Annotated in this window: 18 protein-coding genes; 10 read left to right on the forward strand and 8 right to left on the reverse strand. The window is 72.3% G+C overall.

Annotation, left to right across the window (positions count from 1 at the left end; all coding sequences use genetic code 11):
• Positions 1–53 precede the first annotated feature (53 nt).
• The gene (locus ACZ6S4_RS27960; protein WP_465477737.1) at positions 54–1,610 is read left to right on the forward strand and encodes a PP2C family protein-serine/threonine phosphatase; all 1,557 of its coding nucleotides are present in this window, start codon (positions 54–56) and stop codon (positions 1,608–1,610) included.
• An 83-nt stretch (positions 1,611–1,693) separates the two neighbouring features.
• Positions 1,694–2,134 (forward strand): ATP-binding protein, encoded by a 441-nt coding sequence (locus tag ACZ6S4_RS27965; RefSeq protein ID WP_465477738.1) that lies wholly within the window; start codon positions 1,694–1,696, stop codon positions 2,132–2,134.
• A 1-nt stretch (position 2,135) separates the two neighbouring features.
• On the opposite strand, the gene ACZ6S4_RS27970 is transcribed toward ACZ6S4_RS27965, so the two are convergent.
• Positions 2,136–2,474, reverse strand: a complete 339-nt coding sequence (locus ACZ6S4_RS27970; RefSeq protein ID WP_465477739.1) for an STAS domain-containing protein — start codon at positions 2,472–2,474, stop codon at positions 2,136–2,138.
• Positions 2,475–2,894: 420 nt separating this feature from the next.
• On the opposite strand from ACZ6S4_RS27970, the gene ACZ6S4_RS27975 reads away from it, so the two are divergent.
• From ACZ6S4_RS27975 to ACZ6S4_RS27985, 3 genes are read left to right on the forward strand one after another with little or no spacing between them, the layout of a single operon-like run.
• Positions 2,895–4,310 (forward strand): APC family permease, encoded by a 1,416-nt coding sequence (locus tag ACZ6S4_RS27975; RefSeq protein ID WP_465477740.1) that lies wholly within the window; start codon positions 2,895–2,897, stop codon positions 4,308–4,310.
• Positions 4,307–5,320, forward strand: coding sequence for an acetamidase/formamidase family protein (locus ACZ6S4_RS27980; protein ID WP_465477741.1), 1,014 nt, complete (start codon positions 4,307–4,309; stop codon positions 5,318–5,320). The genes ACZ6S4_RS27975 and ACZ6S4_RS27980 overlap by 4 nt, the downstream gene beginning before the upstream one ends.
• 41 nt (positions 5,321–5,361) lie before the next feature.
• Positions 5,362–6,252, forward strand: coding sequence for a class I SAM-dependent methyltransferase (locus tag ACZ6S4_RS27985; protein WP_465477742.1), 891 nt, complete (start codon positions 5,362–5,364; stop codon positions 6,250–6,252).
• Between the two features lie 8 nt (positions 6,253–6,260).
• On the opposite strand, the gene ACZ6S4_RS27990 is transcribed toward ACZ6S4_RS27985, so the two are convergent.
• Positions 6,261–6,725 carry a hypothetical protein gene (locus ACZ6S4_RS27990; RefSeq protein ID WP_465477743.1) on the reverse strand — a complete coding sequence of 155 codons (465 nt, stop codon included), beginning with the start codon at positions 6,723–6,725 and terminating at the stop codon, positions 6,261–6,263.
• Between the two features lie 169 nt (positions 6,726–6,894).
• On the opposite strand from ACZ6S4_RS27990, the gene ACZ6S4_RS27995 reads away from it, so the two are divergent.
• The 3 genes from ACZ6S4_RS27995 to ACZ6S4_RS28005 all read left to right on the forward strand — a co-directional run bounded on the left by ACZ6S4_RS27995 (position 6,895) and on the right by ACZ6S4_RS28005 (position 12,904).
• Positions 6,895–9,942 (forward strand): PAS domain S-box protein, encoded by a 3,048-nt coding sequence (locus ACZ6S4_RS27995; protein WP_465477744.1) that lies wholly within the window; start codon positions 6,895–6,897, stop codon positions 9,940–9,942.
• Between the two features lie 82 nt (positions 9,943–10,024).
• On the forward strand, positions 10,025–11,803 hold the full coding sequence (locus tag ACZ6S4_RS28000; protein WP_465477745.1) for an aminotransferase class V-fold PLP-dependent enzyme: 1,779 nt from the start codon (positions 10,025–10,027) through the stop codon (positions 11,801–11,803).
• Positions 11,804–12,043: 240 nt separating this feature from the next.
• Positions 12,044–12,904 carry a hypothetical protein gene (locus ACZ6S4_RS28005; RefSeq protein ID WP_465477746.1) on the forward strand — a complete coding sequence of 287 codons (861 nt, stop codon included), beginning with the start codon at positions 12,044–12,046 and terminating at the stop codon, positions 12,902–12,904.
• Positions 12,905–12,940: 36 nt separating this feature from the next.
• Here the strand turns inward: ACZ6S4_RS28005 and ACZ6S4_RS28010 are convergent, their stop codons facing one another.
• Genes ACZ6S4_RS28010 through ACZ6S4_RS28025 form a run of 4 tightly spaced genes read right to left on the reverse strand, consistent with a single transcriptional unit; the run spans position 12,941 to position 15,143 of the window.
• Positions 12,941–13,432 carry an SMI1/KNR4 family protein gene (locus ACZ6S4_RS28010; RefSeq protein WP_465477747.1) on the reverse strand — a complete coding sequence of 164 codons (492 nt, stop codon included), beginning with the start codon at positions 13,430–13,432 and terminating at the stop codon, positions 12,941–12,943.
• Positions 13,422–13,781, reverse strand: a complete 360-nt coding sequence (locus ACZ6S4_RS28015) for a nitroreductase/quinone reductase family protein (protein WP_465477748.1) — start codon at positions 13,779–13,781, stop codon at positions 13,422–13,424. The genes ACZ6S4_RS28010 and ACZ6S4_RS28015 overlap by 11 nt, the downstream gene beginning before the upstream one ends.
• Before the next feature lie 17 nt (positions 13,782–13,798).
• Positions 13,799–14,533, reverse strand: a complete 735-nt coding sequence (locus tag ACZ6S4_RS28020) for a class I SAM-dependent methyltransferase (RefSeq protein ID WP_465477749.1) — start codon at positions 14,531–14,533, stop codon at positions 13,799–13,801.
• A 40-nt stretch (positions 14,534–14,573) separates the two neighbouring features.
• Positions 14,574–15,143: a GNAT family N-acetyltransferase gene (locus ACZ6S4_RS28025; protein ID WP_465477750.1), complete on the reverse strand. Its 570-nt coding sequence runs from the start codon at positions 15,141–15,143 to the stop codon at positions 14,574–14,576.
• Between the two features lie 74 nt (positions 15,144–15,217).
• Here ACZ6S4_RS28025 and ACZ6S4_RS28030 point away from each other — a divergent pair, with 74 nt between their 5' ends.
• Positions 15,218–16,501 (forward strand): sensor histidine kinase, encoded by a 1,284-nt coding sequence (locus ACZ6S4_RS28030; protein ID WP_465477751.1) that lies wholly within the window; start codon positions 15,218–15,220, stop codon positions 16,499–16,501.
• 355 nt (positions 16,502–16,856) lie between these two features.
• Here the strand turns inward: ACZ6S4_RS28030 and ACZ6S4_RS28035 are convergent, their stop codons facing one another.
• Complete coding sequence (locus ACZ6S4_RS28035; protein ID WP_465477969.1) at positions 16,857–17,018, reverse strand: hypothetical protein; 162 nt, start codon at positions 17,016–17,018, stop codon at positions 16,857–16,859.
• A 15-nt stretch (positions 17,019–17,033) separates the two neighbouring features.
• Between ACZ6S4_RS28035 and ACZ6S4_RS28040 the strand changes: the two genes are divergently transcribed.
• The gene (locus ACZ6S4_RS28040; protein ID WP_465477960.1) at positions 17,034–19,034 is read left to right on the forward strand and encodes an SMI1/KNR4 family protein; all 2,001 of its coding nucleotides are present in this window, start codon (positions 17,034–17,036) and stop codon (positions 19,032–19,034) included.
• Here ACZ6S4_RS28040 and ACZ6S4_RS28045 read toward each other — a convergent pair.
• A complete protein-coding gene (locus ACZ6S4_RS28045) occupies positions 19,031–19,606 on the reverse strand; it encodes a DUF2087 domain-containing protein (RefSeq protein ID WP_465477752.1) in 576 nt (191 codons plus the stop codon). The two genes, ACZ6S4_RS28040 and ACZ6S4_RS28045, sit on opposite strands and share 4 nt — an antisense overlap.
• Positions 19,607–19,612 lie beyond the last annotated feature (6 nt).

Below are 19,612 nucleotides of genomic sequence, written 5' to 3' on the forward strand. Positions count from 1 at the left end.
CGTCCCGCGTTCGGTGGGTTCCGTGGCCTGCGCCGACCGTTAGGCTGCTGGGCATGGCGACTGACGGCGGCCGGCCCGGCCCAGGGACGAGGTCACCGGGTCCGCCGGCCGACCTGGTCGCCGTGGTGCGGGACGTCCTGGCGGTGATCCCGGCCGGCTGCACCTGGGTGCTGCCGGTGGCCGACGGCGCCGGGCGGGTCACCGACTTCCGGATCGTGGCCGTCAGCGGCAACGACGGCGACGTCCACGGCCGCGGCGCCACCCGCATCGGTGAGCTGCTCAGCGAGCTGTATCCGAGCATGGTCGGCGGCCCGCTGTGGCAGCTGTATCTGGGGGCGCTGGCCACCGGTGAGCTCGCGGAGCTGCCCGGCTTCCGCTATCAGGAGCAGCAGGCCGGCGTGGTCACCGAGGCGCTGTTCGACATCGGCGTGCACCCGATGCACGGTGGGTTGCTCGTCTGCTGGCAGCGGCTCGACGAGGACCAGCGCCGCCTGGAGCGCACCGAGCTGCTCGGCAACCTCGGCTGGGCCGAGTACGACCTGCGTACCGGGCGCAGCAAGTGGTCCCCGGGCATGTACCGGCTCTTCGACCGGGACCCCGCCCTGGGCCCGCTGTCGCGGACGGAACAGGCGGCGATCCTGGTGCCGGCGGACGCCGGGCAGGCCGAGGCGGCCTGGCAGACGCTGGACAGCGGCGCCACCTCGGACGTGACAGTCCGCTTCCAGCCGGGCGGGACGGAGAAGTATCTGCGGATCCTCTCCGACGTCGCCCGGGACGCGGACGGGACACCGCTGAAGATCTACGCCGTGGTGCAGGACGTCACGGCCCGGGTCGACTCACGGACCGAGATCGAGCGGCTCGGCGACCAGCTGCGTACCCGGGAGATCACCGCGATCGCCGAGCACCGCCTGGCCGGGCAGCTGCAGAACCTGATCCAGCCGGTGCCGCGCGACCCCGTACCGTTGCCCGGCCTGGAGGCCGCGGTCAGCTACCTGCCGGCGGAGAAGGCCGTGCGGGTCGGCGGCGACTGGTACCACGCGCAGGCCCTGCCGGACGGGCACACGCTGCTGGCCATCGGTGACGTCGCCGGGCACGGGCTGGAGGCGGCCAGCGGCATGGCCCACCTGCGGTTCGCCCTGGTGGCCTGGCTGTCCATCGGCATCTGCGACCCGGGCGTGCTGCTGCGCCATCTCAACGGTCTGAGCCGGCAGCTCGGCATCACCGGCACCGCCGCGATCGGCGCCTACGACCCGGCGACCCGCGTGCTGTCCTGGGCCCGGGCCGGGCACATGGCCCCGCTGCTGGCGCGGGCCGCGGACACCGAGGAGCTGCCCCTGCCGCGCGGTGTGCTGCTAGGTGCGGCCGACAACGCCCGGTATCCGGTGGTCACGGTCCAGCTCCGGCCGGACGACCTGGTGCTGTTCTACACCGACGGGCTGGTCGAGCGGCGCAACCCCGACGGCGGGGACCTGCTCGACCGGGTGATGCGCACGCTGGCCGAGGTGTCGGCCGAGCCGGGCGAGCTGACCCTCAAACGCCTGCGGGACCTGCTGCCGGCGGCCGGCCCGGACGACGACACCTGCACGCTGGCCGTCCGCGTCCTGCCCTGATCGGTCGCCGGACGGCCGCCCATCGACTGCGGCAGATCGGCAGGGATGTTTCCACAAGATCCCCGGGGGCAATCAGGCAGCCCATGAGTCTGTTGCGGACGTCGCCGCCGCCCGCGCAGGCCGTGGAGCTGGAGCAGTGGTCACTCTCGCACGGCGACGAACTGCGGCCCCTGCGCCTCGGTCTGCGCGATGCCCTGTCCGCGCACCGGCTGGTCGATCCGGCCGCCACCGACGAAGTCGCCGACCGGGTCGTGTTGGTGGCCACCGAGCTGGCCAGCAACGCCCTGCGCCACGGGCGGCCGCCGGCCGTCGTGCGCCTGCTGCGCTGCGACGGGCGGTTCCTCGTCGACGTCGCGGATCAGGACGTGGCCGGGGTGCCCCAGCTGGCCGGCATCCACCTGGCCGGGGTGGGCGGGCGGGGGCTGCACATCGTGCGGACCCTGGCGCTGGATCTCTGCTGGTACGCCACCGCGACGACCAAGCACATCTGGGCGTCCTTCCCCGTGACGGACGCGGAGCTCTGAGTCAGCCGGCTGGGCGGTCGTCGACGCACAGCACCTCGGCCAGGCCGGTGATCTGCAGGACCTGGCGCACCATGCCCTCGGCGTTGGTCACGCCGAACCGCCGCCCGGCCCGCCGCGCCGCCTCGTAGCCGGCCAGCAGCCCGGCGATCCCGTGCGAGTCCAGGAACTCGGTGCGCCGCAGGTCGACCATGATCTCCCGGACGCCCGGGGCCCGGGCCGCGCGCACCAGGGCATCGGACAGCTCGGCGGCCACGCTCATGTCGAAGTCGCCGGCCAGGTACACGTGCAGGACGCCGCCGGGCGTGGTCCGGGAGCTGATCTCGTGGATCGGAGTAGTCACAACCAGCATGTCTAGCACGCGGGTATGACATCCCGGCCGCCGTACACAGCACGATCCGGTCACGCCCGGGTGCGCTCTTTGCCGGGTGGAAGTGGCCCAGGAAACCGGGCGCTGATCGGCCCCCGTGGGAGGGCCGGTTCCTCTTGGCGTGGTCGGCCTGCGATACCGACCTCTACCACGTGCACGGCTGGGACCCGGCGCTCGACCTGGCCGGCCGGCACGGGCGCGAGCCGTTCGTGGCGATCCAGGCGCTGGACAACGTGCTCGACCGGGAGGCCGAACGGGAACTGCTGCCGCTCGCGGGCGAACATCCTGGCCATCAGCGGGCGATCGGCGGGCGCCTGAGGCATAGGTGCCGGTGGATGTGGGTAGCCTCCGGCCCGGACAGGGCGAGGAGGCCCCAGGTCGAGGAGGCACGCCGTGACGCAGCCACCGGAGGGACCGGCCACCGCCGGGCTGGAGAAGTTCGGGTACCGCCAGGAGCTCAGCCGGTCGCTGACCTTCACCGACCTGCTGATCTACGGGCTCATCTTCATGGTGCCGATCGCGCCCTTCGGCATCTTCGGCAGCGTGTACAGCGGCTCCGGCGGCATGGTCGCGCTGGCCTACGTGGTCGGCATGGTGGCGATGATGTTCACCGCCCTGTCGTACGCCCAGATGGTGCGGGCCTTCCCGATGGCCGGTTCCGTCTACAGCTACGCCGGCCGGGGCATCGCCGCCCCGGTCGGCTTCCTGGCCGGCTGGGTGATCCTGCTCGACTACGTGCTGGTGCCCGGGCTGCTCTACCTGATCGCCGGCGTCGCGATGAACTCGCTGGTCCCGGCCGTGCCGGTGTGGCTCTGGCTGATCGCGTTCGTGGTCGTCAACACGGTGGTCAACTACCTGGGCATCCAGATGACCGCCAAGGTCAACCGGGTGATGCTCGTCGCCGAGCTGATCGTCCTGGTGATCTTCCTGGTGGTGGGCGTGGTCGCGTTGCTGCAAGGCAAGGGGGCGGGCTTCTCGTTCAGCCCGTTCTTCAACGCCGACACGTTCTCCTGGTCCGTCGTCTTCGGTGCGGTGTCGATAGCGGTGCTGTCGTTCCTGGGCTTCGACGGCATCTCCATGCTGGCCGAGGAGAGCCGGGTCGAGGCGCGCCGGATCGGCCGGGCCATGGTGGGCGCGCTGGTGCTGGCGGGCGCCCTGTTCATCGTGCAGACCTGGGTGGCGGCTCTGCTCGTACCGGATGCGCCCGGTCTGCTGGCCGACGGTGACCCGGAGGGCACCGCTTTCTACGACGCGGCCCGGGCCGCCGGCGGCGGCTGGCTGGCCGGCCTCACCGCGCTGGCCACCGCGATCGCCTGGGGCTTCGCCAACTCGCTGGTCGCGCAGGCGGCGACCAGCCGCCTGCTGTACGCGATGGCCCGCGACCGGCAGATGCCGTCCTTCCTGGCCCGGATCAACGAGCGCCACAAGGTGCCGGCCAACGCCACTCTGCTGGTCGCCGTGGTGTCGCTAGCCCTGGGCCTGGCCATGGCCGCCCGCGACGACGGCATCTCGCTGCTGTCCACGCTGGTCAACTTCGGCGCGATGACCGCTTTCCTGGCGCTGCACGTGGCCGTGGTGATCCACTATGTGGTGCGCCGCGGCAGCCGCGACTGGCTGCGCCACCTCGTGGTGCCGGTGATCGGCTTCCTGATCCTGCTGTACGTGGTGATCAACGCCAAGGTGGCGGCCCAGGTGCTCGGCTTCGTCTGGCTCGGCCTCGGCCTGGTGGTGCTGGCCGTCTTCTACGCCACCGGCCGCCGCCCGGTGCTGGCCGGACTGGCCGAGCCGAGCGAGAAGGAGAATCCATGACCGAGGTGCTCAGCTACCGTCCCCGCGCCGAGGAGCTCGCCTACACCTTCGGCGGACGCGAGCCCGTGCGCCGGGTCCGGCCCGGCACGGTGCTCGAGCTCTACACCGAGGACTGCTTCGGCGGCCGGGTGCGCGAGGTCGGTGACCTGCCGTCGCAGGTGTGCGAGTTCCCCTTCCTCAACCCGGTCACCGGGCCGTTCTTCGTCGAGGGCGCGGAACCAGGCGACACCCTGGCGGTGCACTTCGCAGAGATCGTGCCGGCCCGCGACTGGGCCGTGTCGACGACGTTCCCGCACTTCGGCGCGCTGACCGCCACGCACACCACGGCCATGCTGCACCCGCCGCTGGAGGAGCTGGTCTGGCGCTACGACGTCGATGTCGCCGCGGGCACGGTGCGCTACCGGGCCCGGCGCGGCGACTACAGCGTCGAGCTCCCGCTCGACCCCATGCACGGTACGGCCGGAGTCGCCCCCGCCGCTTTCGAGAGCCGGATGACGATCGTGCCCGACGTGCACGGCGGCAACATGGACAGTCCGGAGCTGCGCGCGGGCGTGACGGCGTACTTCGGGGTGAACGTGAGCGGCGCGCTGTTCGCCCTCGGCGACGGGCACTGCCGGCAGGGCCACGGTGAGGTCTGCGGCACCGGGGTGGAGTCGGCGATGAACACCACGGTGATCGTCGACGTGATCAAAGGCGCGGAGACGCCGACACCGCGGCTGGAGAGCGACACCGCGCTGATGTCGACCGGCTCGGCGCGGCCGCTGGAGGACGCGTACCGGATCAGCCAGCACGACCTGGTGACCTGGACGGCCGGGCTGGTCGGGCTGGACCCGATGGACGCGTACCAGTTGCTCAGCCAGGCGGGCGAGGCCCCGGTGGGCAACGTCTGCGACCCGAACTACACGATGCTCGCCAAGGTCGACAAGCGGTACCTGGGCCCGGCGACGGCCTACGACGGTGTGCACGCCCGCCTGCGTACGGCGGCCGAGGGGTATCTGGCCACCCGGTAAATCGGTGGGTGCCGGGGCCGGCGGTCGGCTAGCGTCCCGCCATGATCTATCAGCACCCGCTGGCGTACCTGCTCGGCCTCGAGGGCGTCGCCCTGCTGCGCGCCTTCGGCGGCGACCACGACCGGGCGTTCGCCGAGGCCCGCATCGCCGAGATCCGCCGGCTGCTGGACAGCGCCGAGCTGCACGGCGAGGGCGTCACGGCGAGCCGGGTGGACACAGTGGCGGGATACCGGGTCTGGTCGCGGACCTACGACGAGCCGGGCAACGGCCTGTTCCCCGCCGAGGAGGCCCTCGTGCACGAGATCCTCGACGGACTCCCGGCGGGCGTCGCCCTGGACGCGGCCTGCGGCACCGGCCGGCACGCCGAGCACCTGGCCGGGCGCGGCCACCGGGTCATCGGCGTGGACAGCTCACCGGACATGCTCCAGCAGGCCCGCGCCCGGGTGCCGGCGGCCGAGTTCCGGCAGGGCGACCTGCACAGCCTGCCGCTGCCGGACGACCACGCCGACGTCATCGTGTGCGCGCTGGCGCTGGTCCACCTGGAGGAACTGGGGCCGGCTCTCCGCGAGTTCGCCCGGGTGCTGCGCCCAGGCGGTCACCTGGTGATCACGGACGTGCACCAGGAGCTGGTCGCGCTGGGCTCGGTGCCACGGGTGCGGTCGGCCGGCGGTGAACCGGGGTTCCTGCCGGCGTACCGGCACCGGGCCGCGGACTATCTCGCGGCTGCCCTGCCGCTGGGTCTGCAGGTGCGCCGGTGCGAGGAACCCGGCCGCGGGACCGGCGAGGCGACCGGGACCGTACCGGAGACGATCGACCCCGGCCCGTGGGACGACTGGCCGTGGTCGCTGCTCGGCATCGTCCCGGCGGCCGCGGCGGCAGCCTGGCGGGACACGCCCGCCCTGATGGTCTGGCACTTCCAGCTGGCCGGATAGCCGGCGTTCTACTGGGCCTGATCCTCCATCATGGCGGCGCGGACGGCGCCGGGGGAGATGCCGTACTCGCGGGCCAGGTCGGCCACGGACCAGCCGGTCAGGCGGATCGCTTCGGCGCGTTCCCGGCGCAGCGTCGAGCGGGCCGAGCGGGCCAGGTCCGGGGCCAGCCGGCCGCGTTCCACGGCGTCGAGCCGGGTGAAGGCGACCAGGGCGAGCAGCAGCCGGGTCATGCCCGGGGCGTCCGCCAGGCGGTCGGTGTCCGCCGGTGGTGCCGTGCCGGCGCCTAGGCTGGCGTGGACGAGCTGCTCACTCGCGGAGAGCAGCATCTGAGCGGCGTGGTGCAGCCGCAGGGCCTCCTCCGGTGGCAGCGCACCGGTGTACGCCAGGTCCCAGACCGCCGTCTGCAGGTACGCGGTGATGTCCGGCGCGGTCTCTCGCTGCTGCTGGTGCTCGGTTTCCGGGGTAGCCGACACGTGTGACCTCGTCTCCTCGTCGGATTGCCGTACGCAGGAACTTCGGCGGCCGGCGCCCGGATGGATGCACCCGCCGGCCGATGCATCAACGCGAACCCACCTCGGCCGGGCCCGCCGTCGTCAAGGATGAGGTGATGCACCAGCTGGTGGACGCGGCACAGGAGATCTGATGGCGGCTCTCGCGGTCACGGCCGTGTTCGTGCTGATCTTCGTACGCGCGGCAGTGGGCTACGCGCGCCGGCGGGATCCGCTGCTGCGCGACGTCATGCTGATCTTCGCGTCGGTGGGCATGCTGTTCGTCCTGGGCGTGCTCCGGCTGACCATGGGAGAGCCGCCGCGTGCGGCGGTCGCGCTGACCACGGCGGTGCTGCTGGGGCAGCCGCTCTGCACGTTGCGGCTGGTGAGCCGGATGCGACCGGTGCCGCTGGGGGTCCAGTGGGCGGCGCTCGCCGCGTGGATCGCGTCCGCGGTGCCGGTCCTGCTGGTGCAGCCGCCGTTGCCCGCGTGGGTGGTGTGGCCCGCGGTACTGCTGTTCTTCGTGGTGGAGGCGATTGCCGGGGCGCTGCTGGCGGCGGACGCCCGGCGCCGGGGCGGCGCGGCCCGGATCCGGCTGTGGTGCGCCGCGGTGGGCACGCTGCTGTTCGGGATGGTGCTCCTGTTCGCCGGGGCGGAGGTCACGGTGCTGGCCCGCACGGTCGCGGTGGTGTCGGCGCTGATGTACCTGCTGGCCTTCATGCCGCCGCACTGGCTGCGGCGGATCTGGTCGTGGGGTGCGGCCTACGGCCTCATGCGCAGCCTGCTGGCGGCCCCGCCGGCCGAGCCCGCGCACCGGATCTGGCAGCGCTACTGCCGCAGTGCCCGGCACGTGCTGGGCGCCGACGCCCTCGTGATCCTGCTGCCCGGGCCGGCGGACACGGTGCAGCTGATCAGCGATCCGCAGCTCGACCTGGACGCCCGGCGCTACCGGCCGGCGGACGTGAGCGGCCTGTCCACCGGCCCGGTCACCATCGACGCCCTGGCCGGCTGGACCGATCCGCCGCCGGCCGCCGGCGATCTGGCCCGGATCAGCGGCACCCGGTTCGTCAACGCCACACCCCTGCCCGGCACCGGCGGCGCGCTGGTGCTGCTGCACCGCTACCGGACGTTGTTCGCCGACGACGACGTCGAGCTGTTCGCGGAGCTGGCGAGCCAGGCGGCGGCGCTGGCCGAGCGGGCCGCAGAGCTCGACGAACGTCATCGGCTCGCGGTCATCGTGGAGTCCTCCGCTGACGCCATCATGAGCAAGGACCTCGACGGCGCCATCACCAGCTGGAACGCCGGTGCCGAGCGGCTGTACGGCTACACCGTGGCCGAGGTGATCGGCCGGGACGCCGCTCTGCTGTTCCCGCCGGGTGAGCGGCACCAGGAGGTGGAACTGCTGGCCCGTGCCGTCCGCGGCGAGCGCGTCGACCAGGTGGAGCTGCACCACCTGACCAAGGACGGCGTACCGGTGACAGTGTCGCTGACCTCCTCACTGATCACCGACGCCGGCGGGCAACCGGCCGGCGTCGCCTGCATCGCGCGCGACACCAGCGAGCGCCGCCGGGCCGAGGCGATGTTCCGCGGGCTGCTGGAGGCCGCTCCGGATGCGATCGTCGGGGTCACCGCCGACGGGCGGATCGCCCTGCTCAATGCGCAGACCGAGCGGCTGTTCGGCTACCGGCGCGACGAGCTGCTCGGCCAGCCCGTGGAGATCCTCGTCCCGGAGCGGATCCGGAAAGAGCATCCGGGCCACCGCCTCGGCTACTTCGCCGACCCACAGCACCGGCCGATGGGCGCCGGGACGGCGCTGGCCGCGGTGCGCAAGGACGGCACCGAGTTCCCGGCGGAGATCAGCTTGTCCGCCCTGGAGACCGACCAGGGCGTCATCGTCTCGGCCGCGATCCGCGACGTCACCGAGCGGCTGGCCGCCCAGGCCGAGCGGGAACGGCTGGCCGCCCAGGCCGAGCGGGACGCCGCCGAGCGCCGGCTGCAGCACACCCGCCGGCTGGAGAGCCTCGGTCAGCTCGCCGGCGGGGTGGCGCACGACTTCAACAACATCCTCGCGGTCATCGCCAGCTACACCGAGCTGCTCACCGAGACCCTGGCCGACCCCGCACCGGAGCCGGCGGACCTCACCGCCGCCCGCGCCGACCTGGGCCAGATCAGCCGGGCCACCGAACGCGCCACCCGGCTGACCAAGCAGCTGCTCGCGTTCGGCCGGCGGGAGATCACCCAGACCCAGGTGCTCAGCCTCAACCACGTGGTCGGCGACGTCGAGCAGATGCTGCGCCGTACCCTCGGCGAGCACATCCACCTGATCACCCACCTGGACCGCGACCTGTGGCCGGTATCCGTCGACCCCAGCCAGTTCGAGCAGATCCTGCTCAACCTCGCCGTGAACGCCCGGGACGCGATGCCCGGCGGCGGCACGCTGTCCATCGACACCGGCAACACCGAGCTGGACGCGGACGACGTCGCGGACTGCACCGACCTCACCCCGGGCCGGTACGTGCGGTTCCGGGTCAGCGACACCGGCAACGGGATGCCGGCCGAGGTGGCCGAACGGGCCTTCGAGCCGTTCTTCACCACCAAGCCGCCGGGCGCCGGCACCGGGTTGGGCCTGGCCACGGTGTACGGCATCGCCACCGCGGCCGGCGGTCACGTCCGGCTCTACTCCGAGCCCGGCATCGGTACGACCGTCACCATCGTCCTGCCGGCGTCCGACGACGCGATGACCCTCCGCGAGGCATCGGAGCGGGACGGCGCACCGGCCGTCCGGTCTGCGCCCGAGGCGACGATCCTGCTGGTCGAGGACGAGGAGGCGCTGCGCGTCGCGACGAGCCGCATCCTGACCCGGGCCGGCTACGAGGTCCTGGTCGCCGACGGCGGTGCCGCCGCCCTGCGGATCGCGCACCAGCACCCGGCGCCGATCCACCTGCTGCTCACCGACGTGATCATGCCGAAGATGATGGGCAACGAGGTGGCCGCCCGGGTGCAGGCGCTCCGGCCCGGCGTGCCGGTGCTGTACATGTCCGGCTACGCCCAGCCGGTCCTGACCGAGAACGGCACCCTGCCGCCGGGTGTACTCATCATCGAGAAGCCTTTCACCCGGCGTGACCTGCTCGACTGCGTGCATTCCCGGCTCCGGCAAGCCGCGGCCGAAAGTTCCGGCCCCTCGCCGGCGTTGAACCCCTGACCGGTCTCCCGGCGGCAGATCGGGCACGTCCGCCCGGCCCAGCGGGCCGCCCCGGGCCCAGCCCTCGACCACGGTGGCCCGCATGCAGTACAACGGGGTTGATCCGGGCCGCCACCGACGCCGGCCCGCCGGGGAGGCCGCCGTGGAGAAGTCACTGCTGGATCGGATCCGCACCGGGCTGATCGGCGCGGGCGAGGTGCTCGACGGGCCGTACGGCCCCCGGCGGCTCACCTACGCCGACTACACCGCGTCCGGCCAGGCGCTGGACTTCGTCGAGGACTTCATCCGGCGGCAGGTGCTGACCCGCTACGCCAACACCCACACCGAGGCCTCCGCGACCGGGCTGCAGACCGGCGCCCTGCGCGAGGAGGCCCGCGGGATCATCCATCGCAGCGTCGGTGCCGGCCCGGAGCACGTGGTGCTCTTCTGCGGTTCGGGGGCCACGGCGGCGGTCAACAAGCTGGTCGCGATCCTCGGCCTGCGCATGCCGGAAACCCTCACCGACCGGTACGGCCTGACGGCGGTGATCCCGGGCCACGAGCGGCCGGTGGTGTTCGTGGGGCCGTACGAGCACCACTCCAACGAGCTGCCGTGGCGCGAGACGATCGCGGACGTGGTCACGATCGGTGCCACCCCCGACGGCCACGTCGACCTCGACGACCTGCGCGGGCACCTGGTCGCGTACGCGGACCGCCCGGTACGGATCGGCAGCTTCTCCGCCGCCTCGAACGTCACCGGCCTGCTGACCGACACGACCGCGGTGACCCGGCTGCTGCACGAGCACGACGCGCTGTCGGTGTGGGACTACGCGGCGGCCGGCCCGTACGTGCCGATCCGGATGCGCGAGTCCGCACCCGGCAGCGGCGACCACCTGGACGCGGTGTTCCTCTCCCCGCACAAGTTCGTCGGCGGCCCGCAGACCCCCGGCGTCCTCGTCCTGCGCCACCAGCTGCTGACCAACCGCGTGCCGACCGTGCCGGGCGGCGGGACGGTGGCCTTCGTCGACCCGGTCACCCACCGCTACCTGGACGACCCGGTCGCCCGGGAGGAAGGCGGCACCCCGGCGATCGTGGAGTCGGTCCGCGCGGGCCTGGTCTTCGCGGTCAAGGAAGCGGTCGGCACCGACACCATCGGCTCCCGCGAACACGCCCTGTGGCGGCGGACCCTGGACCGCTGGGCGGGGGAGAGCGGTATCGAGGTGCTCGGCGACCTGGCGGCCGAACGGCTGTCGATCGTCTCGTTCCAGATCCGGGCCGGCCAGCGCCACCTGCACCACAACTTCGTGGTGGCGCTGCTCAACGACCTGTTCGGCATCCAGGCCCGGGGCGGCTGCTCGTGTGCGGGCCCGTACGGCCACCGGCTGCTCGGCATCGACGAGGCGCACTCCCGCGAGTTCCACGCCGAGATCGTCGACGGGTGGGAGGGCATCAAGCCGGGCTGGGCGCGGATCAACCTCAACTACTTCGTCTCCGACGAGGTGGCCGACTATCTGGCGGAGGCGGTGGCGCTGATCGCCCGGTACGGCGGCCGGCTGCTGGAGGATTACCGTTTCGACCCGCGTACGGGCCGGTGGCGTCACGTGCGTGCGGCCGCGCAGCCGGTCCGCCTGTCGGACCTGCGGCTCGGCCGGGACGGCAGCGTCTCGATGCCCGGGCCGCGGCCGACGCTGGGGGAGGAGGTGCTCGCGGGCTACCTCGACGAGGCCCGCCGGATCATGCGGGAACGGCCGGAACCGATCGACGGGGTGGGGCTGGACCTGCCGCCGGCATTCGAGAAGCTGCGCTGGTTCGTGCTGCCCGCGGAATGCCTCGACGACGCGGACGCTGCCGCCCGATCCTCTGATCGACCACCAGGGGGGTGACCGGCACCTTCTTCGGATCTTCGTCGTTGCTCCGGTATGAAGCCCCGATGGATCGCGCTCCTGATGGCAGCCCTGGCCGGCACGGCCGGGCACTTCTCTTATTCCTGGGTGCGGCAGGTGGCACCCGCGGTGCGGAGCGAGCCGTTCGACGGATCCGTCGAGGTTGCCGCCAGCGAGAAGATCGACGTCCACGCTCAGCTCGAAAGTCAGGCCCCCGGGCGTCCGCCGACCTCCGTGGCGTTGACGTTCGACCTGGTGGGCAAGCCCCGTTCATCCGTCTCCTACGTGGTCGCGCTGCTGGGCGACGCGCGCATCGACGGAGATGTGTCAGCCGTCAACTACAGCTATCCGTACAGCGATCGCCCGCTCCTGCGGGAGTGGGATCCGGCCTCGCCGGAGCCTCCGCTCACCTTTGTCGGCGACCCGGACGAGCCGCGCATCGTGCGGTATCTGGCCGGGCCCGCGCAGCTCTTCACCGGTGACGTGTGGCTGAGTGCGCGCGGCCGGGCCCGTCTGGTCATCGGCGGGCACTTCACCGGCCCCACCGGCAGCACCGCGGGTGCGCGCACCGCGGTGAACCTTCCGGGCATCTTCCCGCTCGGCGACGACGGCCTCGCCCGACAGCAAGTCCTGCACCGGTACCGCGGCGGCCATGACGGGGACGGCCCGGTCGACGACCTGAGGCTCATCACGGACGTCGTGGCGTGGCCGGCCGGCGCGCGCGTCGTCCTGGGCCTGAACAGCGGTATGCGCAAGATCTGGTACCGGCCCGCGACGTTGACGGTGCGCATTCTCGCCGGGGATCTCCGCCCGGACGACACGCTGACCTTTTCGAACCCTCCGTTGGTCACGGCGCGGCACCTGGAGTGGACCGGGTCGGCGGCCGTCTCCTACCTCGTGGAGAGCGCGGGCGTGAAAGCGAGCCTGGACCGGCTCAACATCGCCGCGGGCGCACTGTCGGGTCTGGCCGGCGCGTTCCTGGTGGAAGCCATGCTGGTCGTGGTGAGTCGCCGCCCCGCGACACCCGGCAGGCCCATCCCTGCTGCGCCGAGACCGATCATGCCACGACGCGCCAGAGAAAAGCGGTCACGTCGCTCGTAACCCATGCGGCCGCCGGGCTCACGAGGTGACCTCGTCCTACCTGTCGTTCTCGATGAGATAACCCTCTTCGTCGACCGCATAGATACCCCGGTCGTAGCAAGCCGTGAAGAACGTGACCATCTCGCGGATGCTCGCGTACTCCATTCCCGTCTCCTCCTCGATGACCACCCAGGCCACCGACGCTTCCGAGGGGTCCGACCAGACCGCCGCGTAGATGTCGCTGCTGGGCCCTTGGAGCAGCGGGATCCAGTTCGGCGAGAGCACCTCGTCACCCTCGTAGATCGGGCGCAGGCCGATCGCCTCGTCGAGCGACAGCGGGTAGTAGCCAGGGATGACGGCGACGTCGTCGAGGGTCTCGCCGCCTTCGACTCCGTTGCACCACTCGAACCACTCGACGACCTGATCCGGCACCTCGCCGAGACGACGCCGTACCTCATCACCGGGCACGCCCGGCTGCAAGCGCGCCGCGACCTCGGGACGCAGCGCGGCGACGGCCCGGCCGAAGGCCGCCAGATAGTCAGCGGTCAAGGATGATCTCCACAAGTGGGCTGCCGGCGAGCCAGCTCTCCAGGCTCTCGGCCCAGTCCAGGGTCGGCACGATCTCGCCGAAGACGCGGGCCCGCTCGCCGGGGTCGGTCACCGCGCGCCCGCGTACCGGAAGATCCAGACCATGCAGATGCAGCGTGAATTCCGGATGCGCCAGCATATTGGCGTACCAGTCGCGCGACCCCGGGCTGCCGGTGAGCCAGAAACGGCCGTCCGCCCGGTACCGCCACGTCTCGATGCGGCGGGGTCGCCCGCTGCGCCGCCCGATCGTCGTGATCTCCACGGTCTGCTGCCGTTCGAGCGCCTGTCGGGCCTGGTCCGTCACCGTCATGAGCCGATCCTCCAACCTCAAGCCGGGTTCAGGTCAACGCTGTGCGGCTTGCGAGCGAGCAGGATCCAGCACCGCGGACTGCCGTCCCGGTACTTGCCCAGGCTGGGCAAGGGGCTCGACCCGACGGTGAAACCGGCCGCCGTCAGGTCGTGCTCCATGGCGGGCAGCGCGGTGGTGCGGTAGTACATGACGAACGGAGGTCGCAACACGGCGTTGCGGACCCGCATGACCAGGTCGAACCCGGTCAGCGTCCAATGCGCGACCGAGGTCGGCGGTGGCAGCACACCCATCGGAACAGCAAAAAGCCCGCCGGGCCGCAACGCCCGGTGGACGCCCTCGAAAAGCGCCGGCCGTTCCGCGGGCAGGAAATGCCCGAGCGCCCCAAAAGTCACCGCGAGATCGAACTCACTGGCGAAGGGCAGAGCCCGGACATCGGCCCGCACGAATGTCGCATCGGGATAGGCGGCACGGGCCTGCCCGAGCATGCCCGCGCTGAAGTCGACGCCGGTGATGCCGTCCTGACACAGGCGCTGGAGGGTCATCAGGCCGGCGCCCGTACCGCAGCAGACGTCCAAGCCCCTACCGAACGGCCCGCTGCCCTCGAGCGCCTGCACGGTCGCCTCGAGAATGCTGTCCGGCGTCCGGAACGGCGTGTGGTCGAACTTCGGCGCCAGCAGGTCATAGCCCCGCTCGACGGAGGAGAGTGCCTGTACGCAAAGCTCACGCAGGGATGGTCCTTGAGGCGAGAACACGGGCCGAGGGTACCCGCCGGCCCACAGTCGTAGCACCCGATCAGACGGCCGCGGTCGCCTGGCGATGCCGGTAGCGGATCTCGACGAGGGGAGCGCCTCGGGAATCGTTCGTTCTTGATGCTCCGTCGGCCTGCCAGCCACCGGCTTCGTAGAAGCGCCGGGCACGGTCGTTCCCCTCCAGCACCCACAGGGTCACTTCCCGGTAACCACCCGCCTCCAGCCGACGCAGACCGGCGGTCATCAACAGCCGGCCGGCTCCTCGCCCCCAGTGCTCCGGCAGGATGTAGATGGCCCGCACTTCACCAACGAGAGCGGGATCCGTGTCCGCGTCCTCGCTCGGCGCGACGTTGATGAATCCCACGACGCCGTCGTCGGGGTGTTCCGCCACGAGGGTTCCCGCCGGCGCCCGGTCGGATCGGAGCAACTGCAGCCATCCGTCCCGGCGCCGGGACGGATCGAGCTGATCAAGGTGGTGCTGGGGCACTTGTCCGCGGTACGCCTCCTGCCAGCTCCGTGTCTGCACGACAGCAAGCGCCAGAGCGTCATCCACGGTTGCCGATCTGACGATCACCCCCAGCATCCTGCCATTGAGGGCCGCCCCCAGGCCCACAGTGGGGTTGTCCCCACCTTCACTCGCGGGTCTACCGGATGGTTTCCCCGCCCCAGCAGGCGAAGCATGTCCTCATGGTGACGATCCGACCCCCGGCCGTGCCCCCACTCCTCATCGGGCTGTGGACCATCGTGTTCGGTCGCGACCGACCTCCGGCCGCATCCGGAAGGCTGCTCCGCAGCCCGCTGCTGACCGCCGTGTTCGTCCTGGCGGGCCTCGGCGCGGCCGCGTTCGTCTACTACGACCTCAAAGACCTCAACCTCGCAGGACCGACAACCACGGTACGGCTGGCGCTCGCGACCGCGGTAGCGGCACCCTTGACGCTGCTCCCACGCCGCCCGCTGATGGCCTGGCGGCTGGCGGTATTCGCGACCCTGCTCAACCTCCCACTCACCGTCGCCCCCGAAGGCCTGTCGTGGCCGTGGCACCCGGCGCAGACCCTGGCCCTGCCGGTCCTGGTGCTCTTCGTCGCCCTCCGCCATCCCGTCACGACCGTGTTCTGGGCCGGCCTGGTGACCGCGGCCGCAATGGCCGTGCACCTGCCGGCAGCGCAGGCCCCGGTAGTCATCGCCTTCGTCGTCCTCTTCGCGGTGGTCGGCGACCAGATCCGCCGCCGTGTCGAAGCGGAGCACAACCTCACCGCCGAACGGAAGCTGACCGAAGTGGAGCAGGCGCGGCGCGTCGTGCTGGAGGAACGGGCCCGGATCGCCCGCGAGATGCACGACGTGGTGGCGCACCACATGTCGCTCATCGCGCTCCGAGCGGAGACCGCGCCGTACCGGCTGATCGACCGGCCCGCCGCCCGGGATGCCGAGTTCGTCGAGATCGCCGGTGCGTCCCGGGCCGCCCTCAACGACATGCGCCGCCTGCTCGGCGTCCTGCGCAGCGACCCCGACACGGCACCATCCGTGCAACCGCCCGGCCTGGCGGGAATCCCGGCCATGATCGAAGCCGCCGGCGCGGCGGGGCTCGACGTCTCGCTGGAGCCGGCCGGCACCGTGACGGCAACGCCGGTCGTCGAGGAATGCGCCTACCGCATCGTCCAGGAAGGAATCTCCAACGCCACCCGGCACGCACCCGGCGCGGCCATCCGCGTCACCCTGACCACGGACGACCGGACGCTGCAGGTCCGCGTCCACAACACCGACCCGGACCCGGCTGATTCCGCTGCCGTCACCAGCCTCGCCGCCGGCGGCCCGGACCTTGCCGGTTCCCCTGCCGTCAGCAGCACCGCCGGCGGCGGCCACGGCATCGCCGGCATGCGCGAGCGAGTCGGCGCGCTCGGCGGTGCCCTCACGACAGGCCCGGCAGAAGATCGGGGGTACGAGGTCAGAGCAGTCCTACCGCTGCACACCTGACGGCCGCCCAGCTTCCGGGCCCTTCGCCGGGGCACCGACCTGCCGCCGAACCCCGATCACGGCGCTCTTCCAGCTGGCGACCTTGGACGAATTCGCCAGGACGGCACTCGCAGGCGCTCCGGCTGGTTGCAGCCCCGGCCCTGATCCGCATGACGCTGTCCTGAAGTGGAGCCGGCCGATCGGCCGTACGGGCTGAGAAAAGTCACCGCCCGTCGCTACCATGTCGGCGTCCCGCATCCCGCGAACCCCGGAGTCGACTGTGCCCGTGCCGTGGCCGGACGGTGGCCCCTGGGTCCTCGCGACCACCTCGGCGTCCGTCGACTGGCAACCCGCCGCGGCGGCCCTGGCGGCGGCGTCAACCGTCCGCGCGGCCGCGCTGGTCTTCGGGGCCGAGACCCCACCCGGCCGGCTGCTGCTCGGGGAGCTCGCCACCTTCCTGCACGCCGGTGACGGTGCGGCCGACCCGCTGAGCGTGGACGAGGCCGTCGCCCTGGTACGCACGCTGGCCCGCACCCACGGGCTGGTCCTGGTGGTGGGCGTGCCGGGCCTGCTCGTGCCGACCGGGCGAGCCGGCTGGACCCCGATGGACCTCGCCGTGGCAGTCTCCGCCCCGGTCGTGGTGGTCACCGGAACAGGACCGGACGCGGCAAACCACACAACACTCGCCCTCGGCGCGGTGGCCGGCCACGGCCTCACCGCCGCAGTCATCACCGTCGGCGGCCAACCCTCCGCCGCGAATCGAACAACCGTCTCAGCCGCCGAGCCGGCCGAGCCCGCCGAGCCCGCCGAGCCCGCCGAGCCCGCCGAGCCCGCCGAACCGGCTGAGCCCGGCGCATCGGCGGGACCGGCCGCATCGGCGGGACGGGCCGCATCGGCGGGACCGGCTGCATCGGCCGCATCGGCGGGACCGGCCGCATCGGCGGGACCGGCCGCATCGGCGGGACCGGCCGCATCGGCGGGACCGGCCGCATCGGCGGGACCGGCCGCATCGGCGGGACCGGCTGCATCGGCGGGACCGGCGGGACCGGCCGCATCGGCGGGACCGGCCGCATCGGCGGGACCGGCGGCATCGGCGGCATCGGCCGGACCGGCCGCGTCGGCCGCATCGGCCGCATCGGCCGCACCATCCGAACCTGCCGGACCAGGCCGTGATCCCGTGGTGGGCGATCGCGCTGAGATGGCCGACAACGCGCGTCACAATGACGCAACGCGAAGTGAAGCCGCCGGACGATCTCATTGGACTGATGCGGAGGGCGACGCCGGGCAGCCCGCGATCGCACCGCACCATGAGGCTGACGCGCGGGTCGACAGCGCCCCGCACGCCGGTGAGGCCTCGCTGACCGGCGGCACTGGGCAGGGCGCTGAGATCGGGCAGGCCGCTGAACCTGAGCAGGAAGCCGGCACCGCCCCACCCGAAAGGGCCGAGAGCGCCGACTACAACGGCGACTCTACGCCGGCGGGCACTGCCGAACGGCCGGAAGAATCCGGTTCAGCGAGCGCCGCCGCGGACGCTCAGCCCGTACCGGATCACGAGGCCGGCATGCCGGTCACACCGGCCGGCCGAATCCCCGCCGACGCGGCCGACCACACCGACGATTTCCGCACCGCCGCGAAGCAATGGCTCCACCCCCTGCTCCACGCCTCAGCCGGCCGCCCGAAAGCCGAAACCCAAGCAGAAACCCCGCCACCCCAACCCCTCCCACCCCCAGCCACCGCCGGCGGCAAACGTGTCGTCCTCCTCCTCGCCGGTGTCTTCGTCTCCATGTCGCTCGTCGTCTGCGGCCTGGCCTTCTGTCAGCCGACCGCGCGCACCGTGGCCACCCTGGAACAGGTCACCATCGAATCGGCGCCGCGCACCAACGAGCCGGAGAGACCCAGCCCGAGACCCGCGCCGCCCACCCGGCCGGTCAGTGACGTCTGCCCGCAGAACCAGGGCCGCGTCACCCCCACCGCGCCGGACCGGGCCACCACCAAGCGGGTCAACGCCGCCTGGAAGCGCATCGAGACCTGGCTTGCCGCCCACGCCCCGGCGACCCGCCGCTCGCTGCAGCCACCCGCCGAGGCCAAGCGGATCGACGCCGCCCAGCGCCGGATGTCTGTTGTCTTTCCGGCCGATCTGGTCGCCTCGCTGAGACGGCATGACGGCGTGACCCACAACAAGGGGGCCGCTTTCACCCTGCCGTTCTTCTACGGTCCGATGCCCCTGAAGGACATTCCCGCCGAGTGGTTGATGCTCTGCGGCGTGCTGGTCGACGTTTTCGGCCAGCAGGACAGCACCTGGTGGGACAAGGCTTTCGTGCCGTTCGCGTCCTCCGGTGACGGCGGCGACCTGTTCGTGGACCAGCGCCCCGGCAGTCACAGCCGGGTCGGTGAGTTCTACAACGAGGACGGGGTCTCCTTCGAGGAGTGGCCCGCCTCGGTCGCCGAACTACTGGAGCAGACGGCCGATTCGCTGGAGACCGGCCGTCCGTTCGGCAACGGTTACCGGCCCAAGGTCACCAAGCAGGGTGTGCTGGAGTGGGACGTCCACTAGCCCGCGGAACGGGCCGGCTCGGGCAGTGGCCGCCCCGGCCCGTACGTGGTGCCGGCCCGGTCCCGTTCCAGCCAGCCCGTGTCGACCAGCATCCGGCGCGTTCCGGCCACCTCGTCGGTGACCTCGGCCAGCCGGCGGTTGATCTCGTCCTCGGCGTACAGGCCGTCCAGCGCCAGGTGCCGGGCCAGCAGTTCGCCCATCAGGGCGTACCGGTCGCTGAGGGTCGGCGGCAGGCCGGTCATCCGGCCGTGCGAGAAGTTCGCGCGCAGCTGCGGATAGTCCCGCAGCAGCGCCGTGATCGGCTGCAGCCGGTCCACCGCGTCGGCCGCGTCGCGCAGCCCTTCCAGCTTCGCGCGGTAGAAGCCGTTGCCGGAGCCGATCGCCACCCCGAGGCCGACCAGCCGGGCGCAGGCGTCGCCGACCTCCGGCAGCGGCCGGTCGAGGGCGTAGGACAGCTCCCCGAGGGAGGCGCCTTCCTTGCCGCGGCGGGCGAGCTCGGCCAGGGCGAGCAGCCGGATCGGCACGGACAGCTGGGCGAGGACCTCGGCGGCGCGGGCGGCTTCGACGGACATCCCGCC

This window comes from Actinoplanes sp. NPDC051405 (assembly GCF_055586185.1).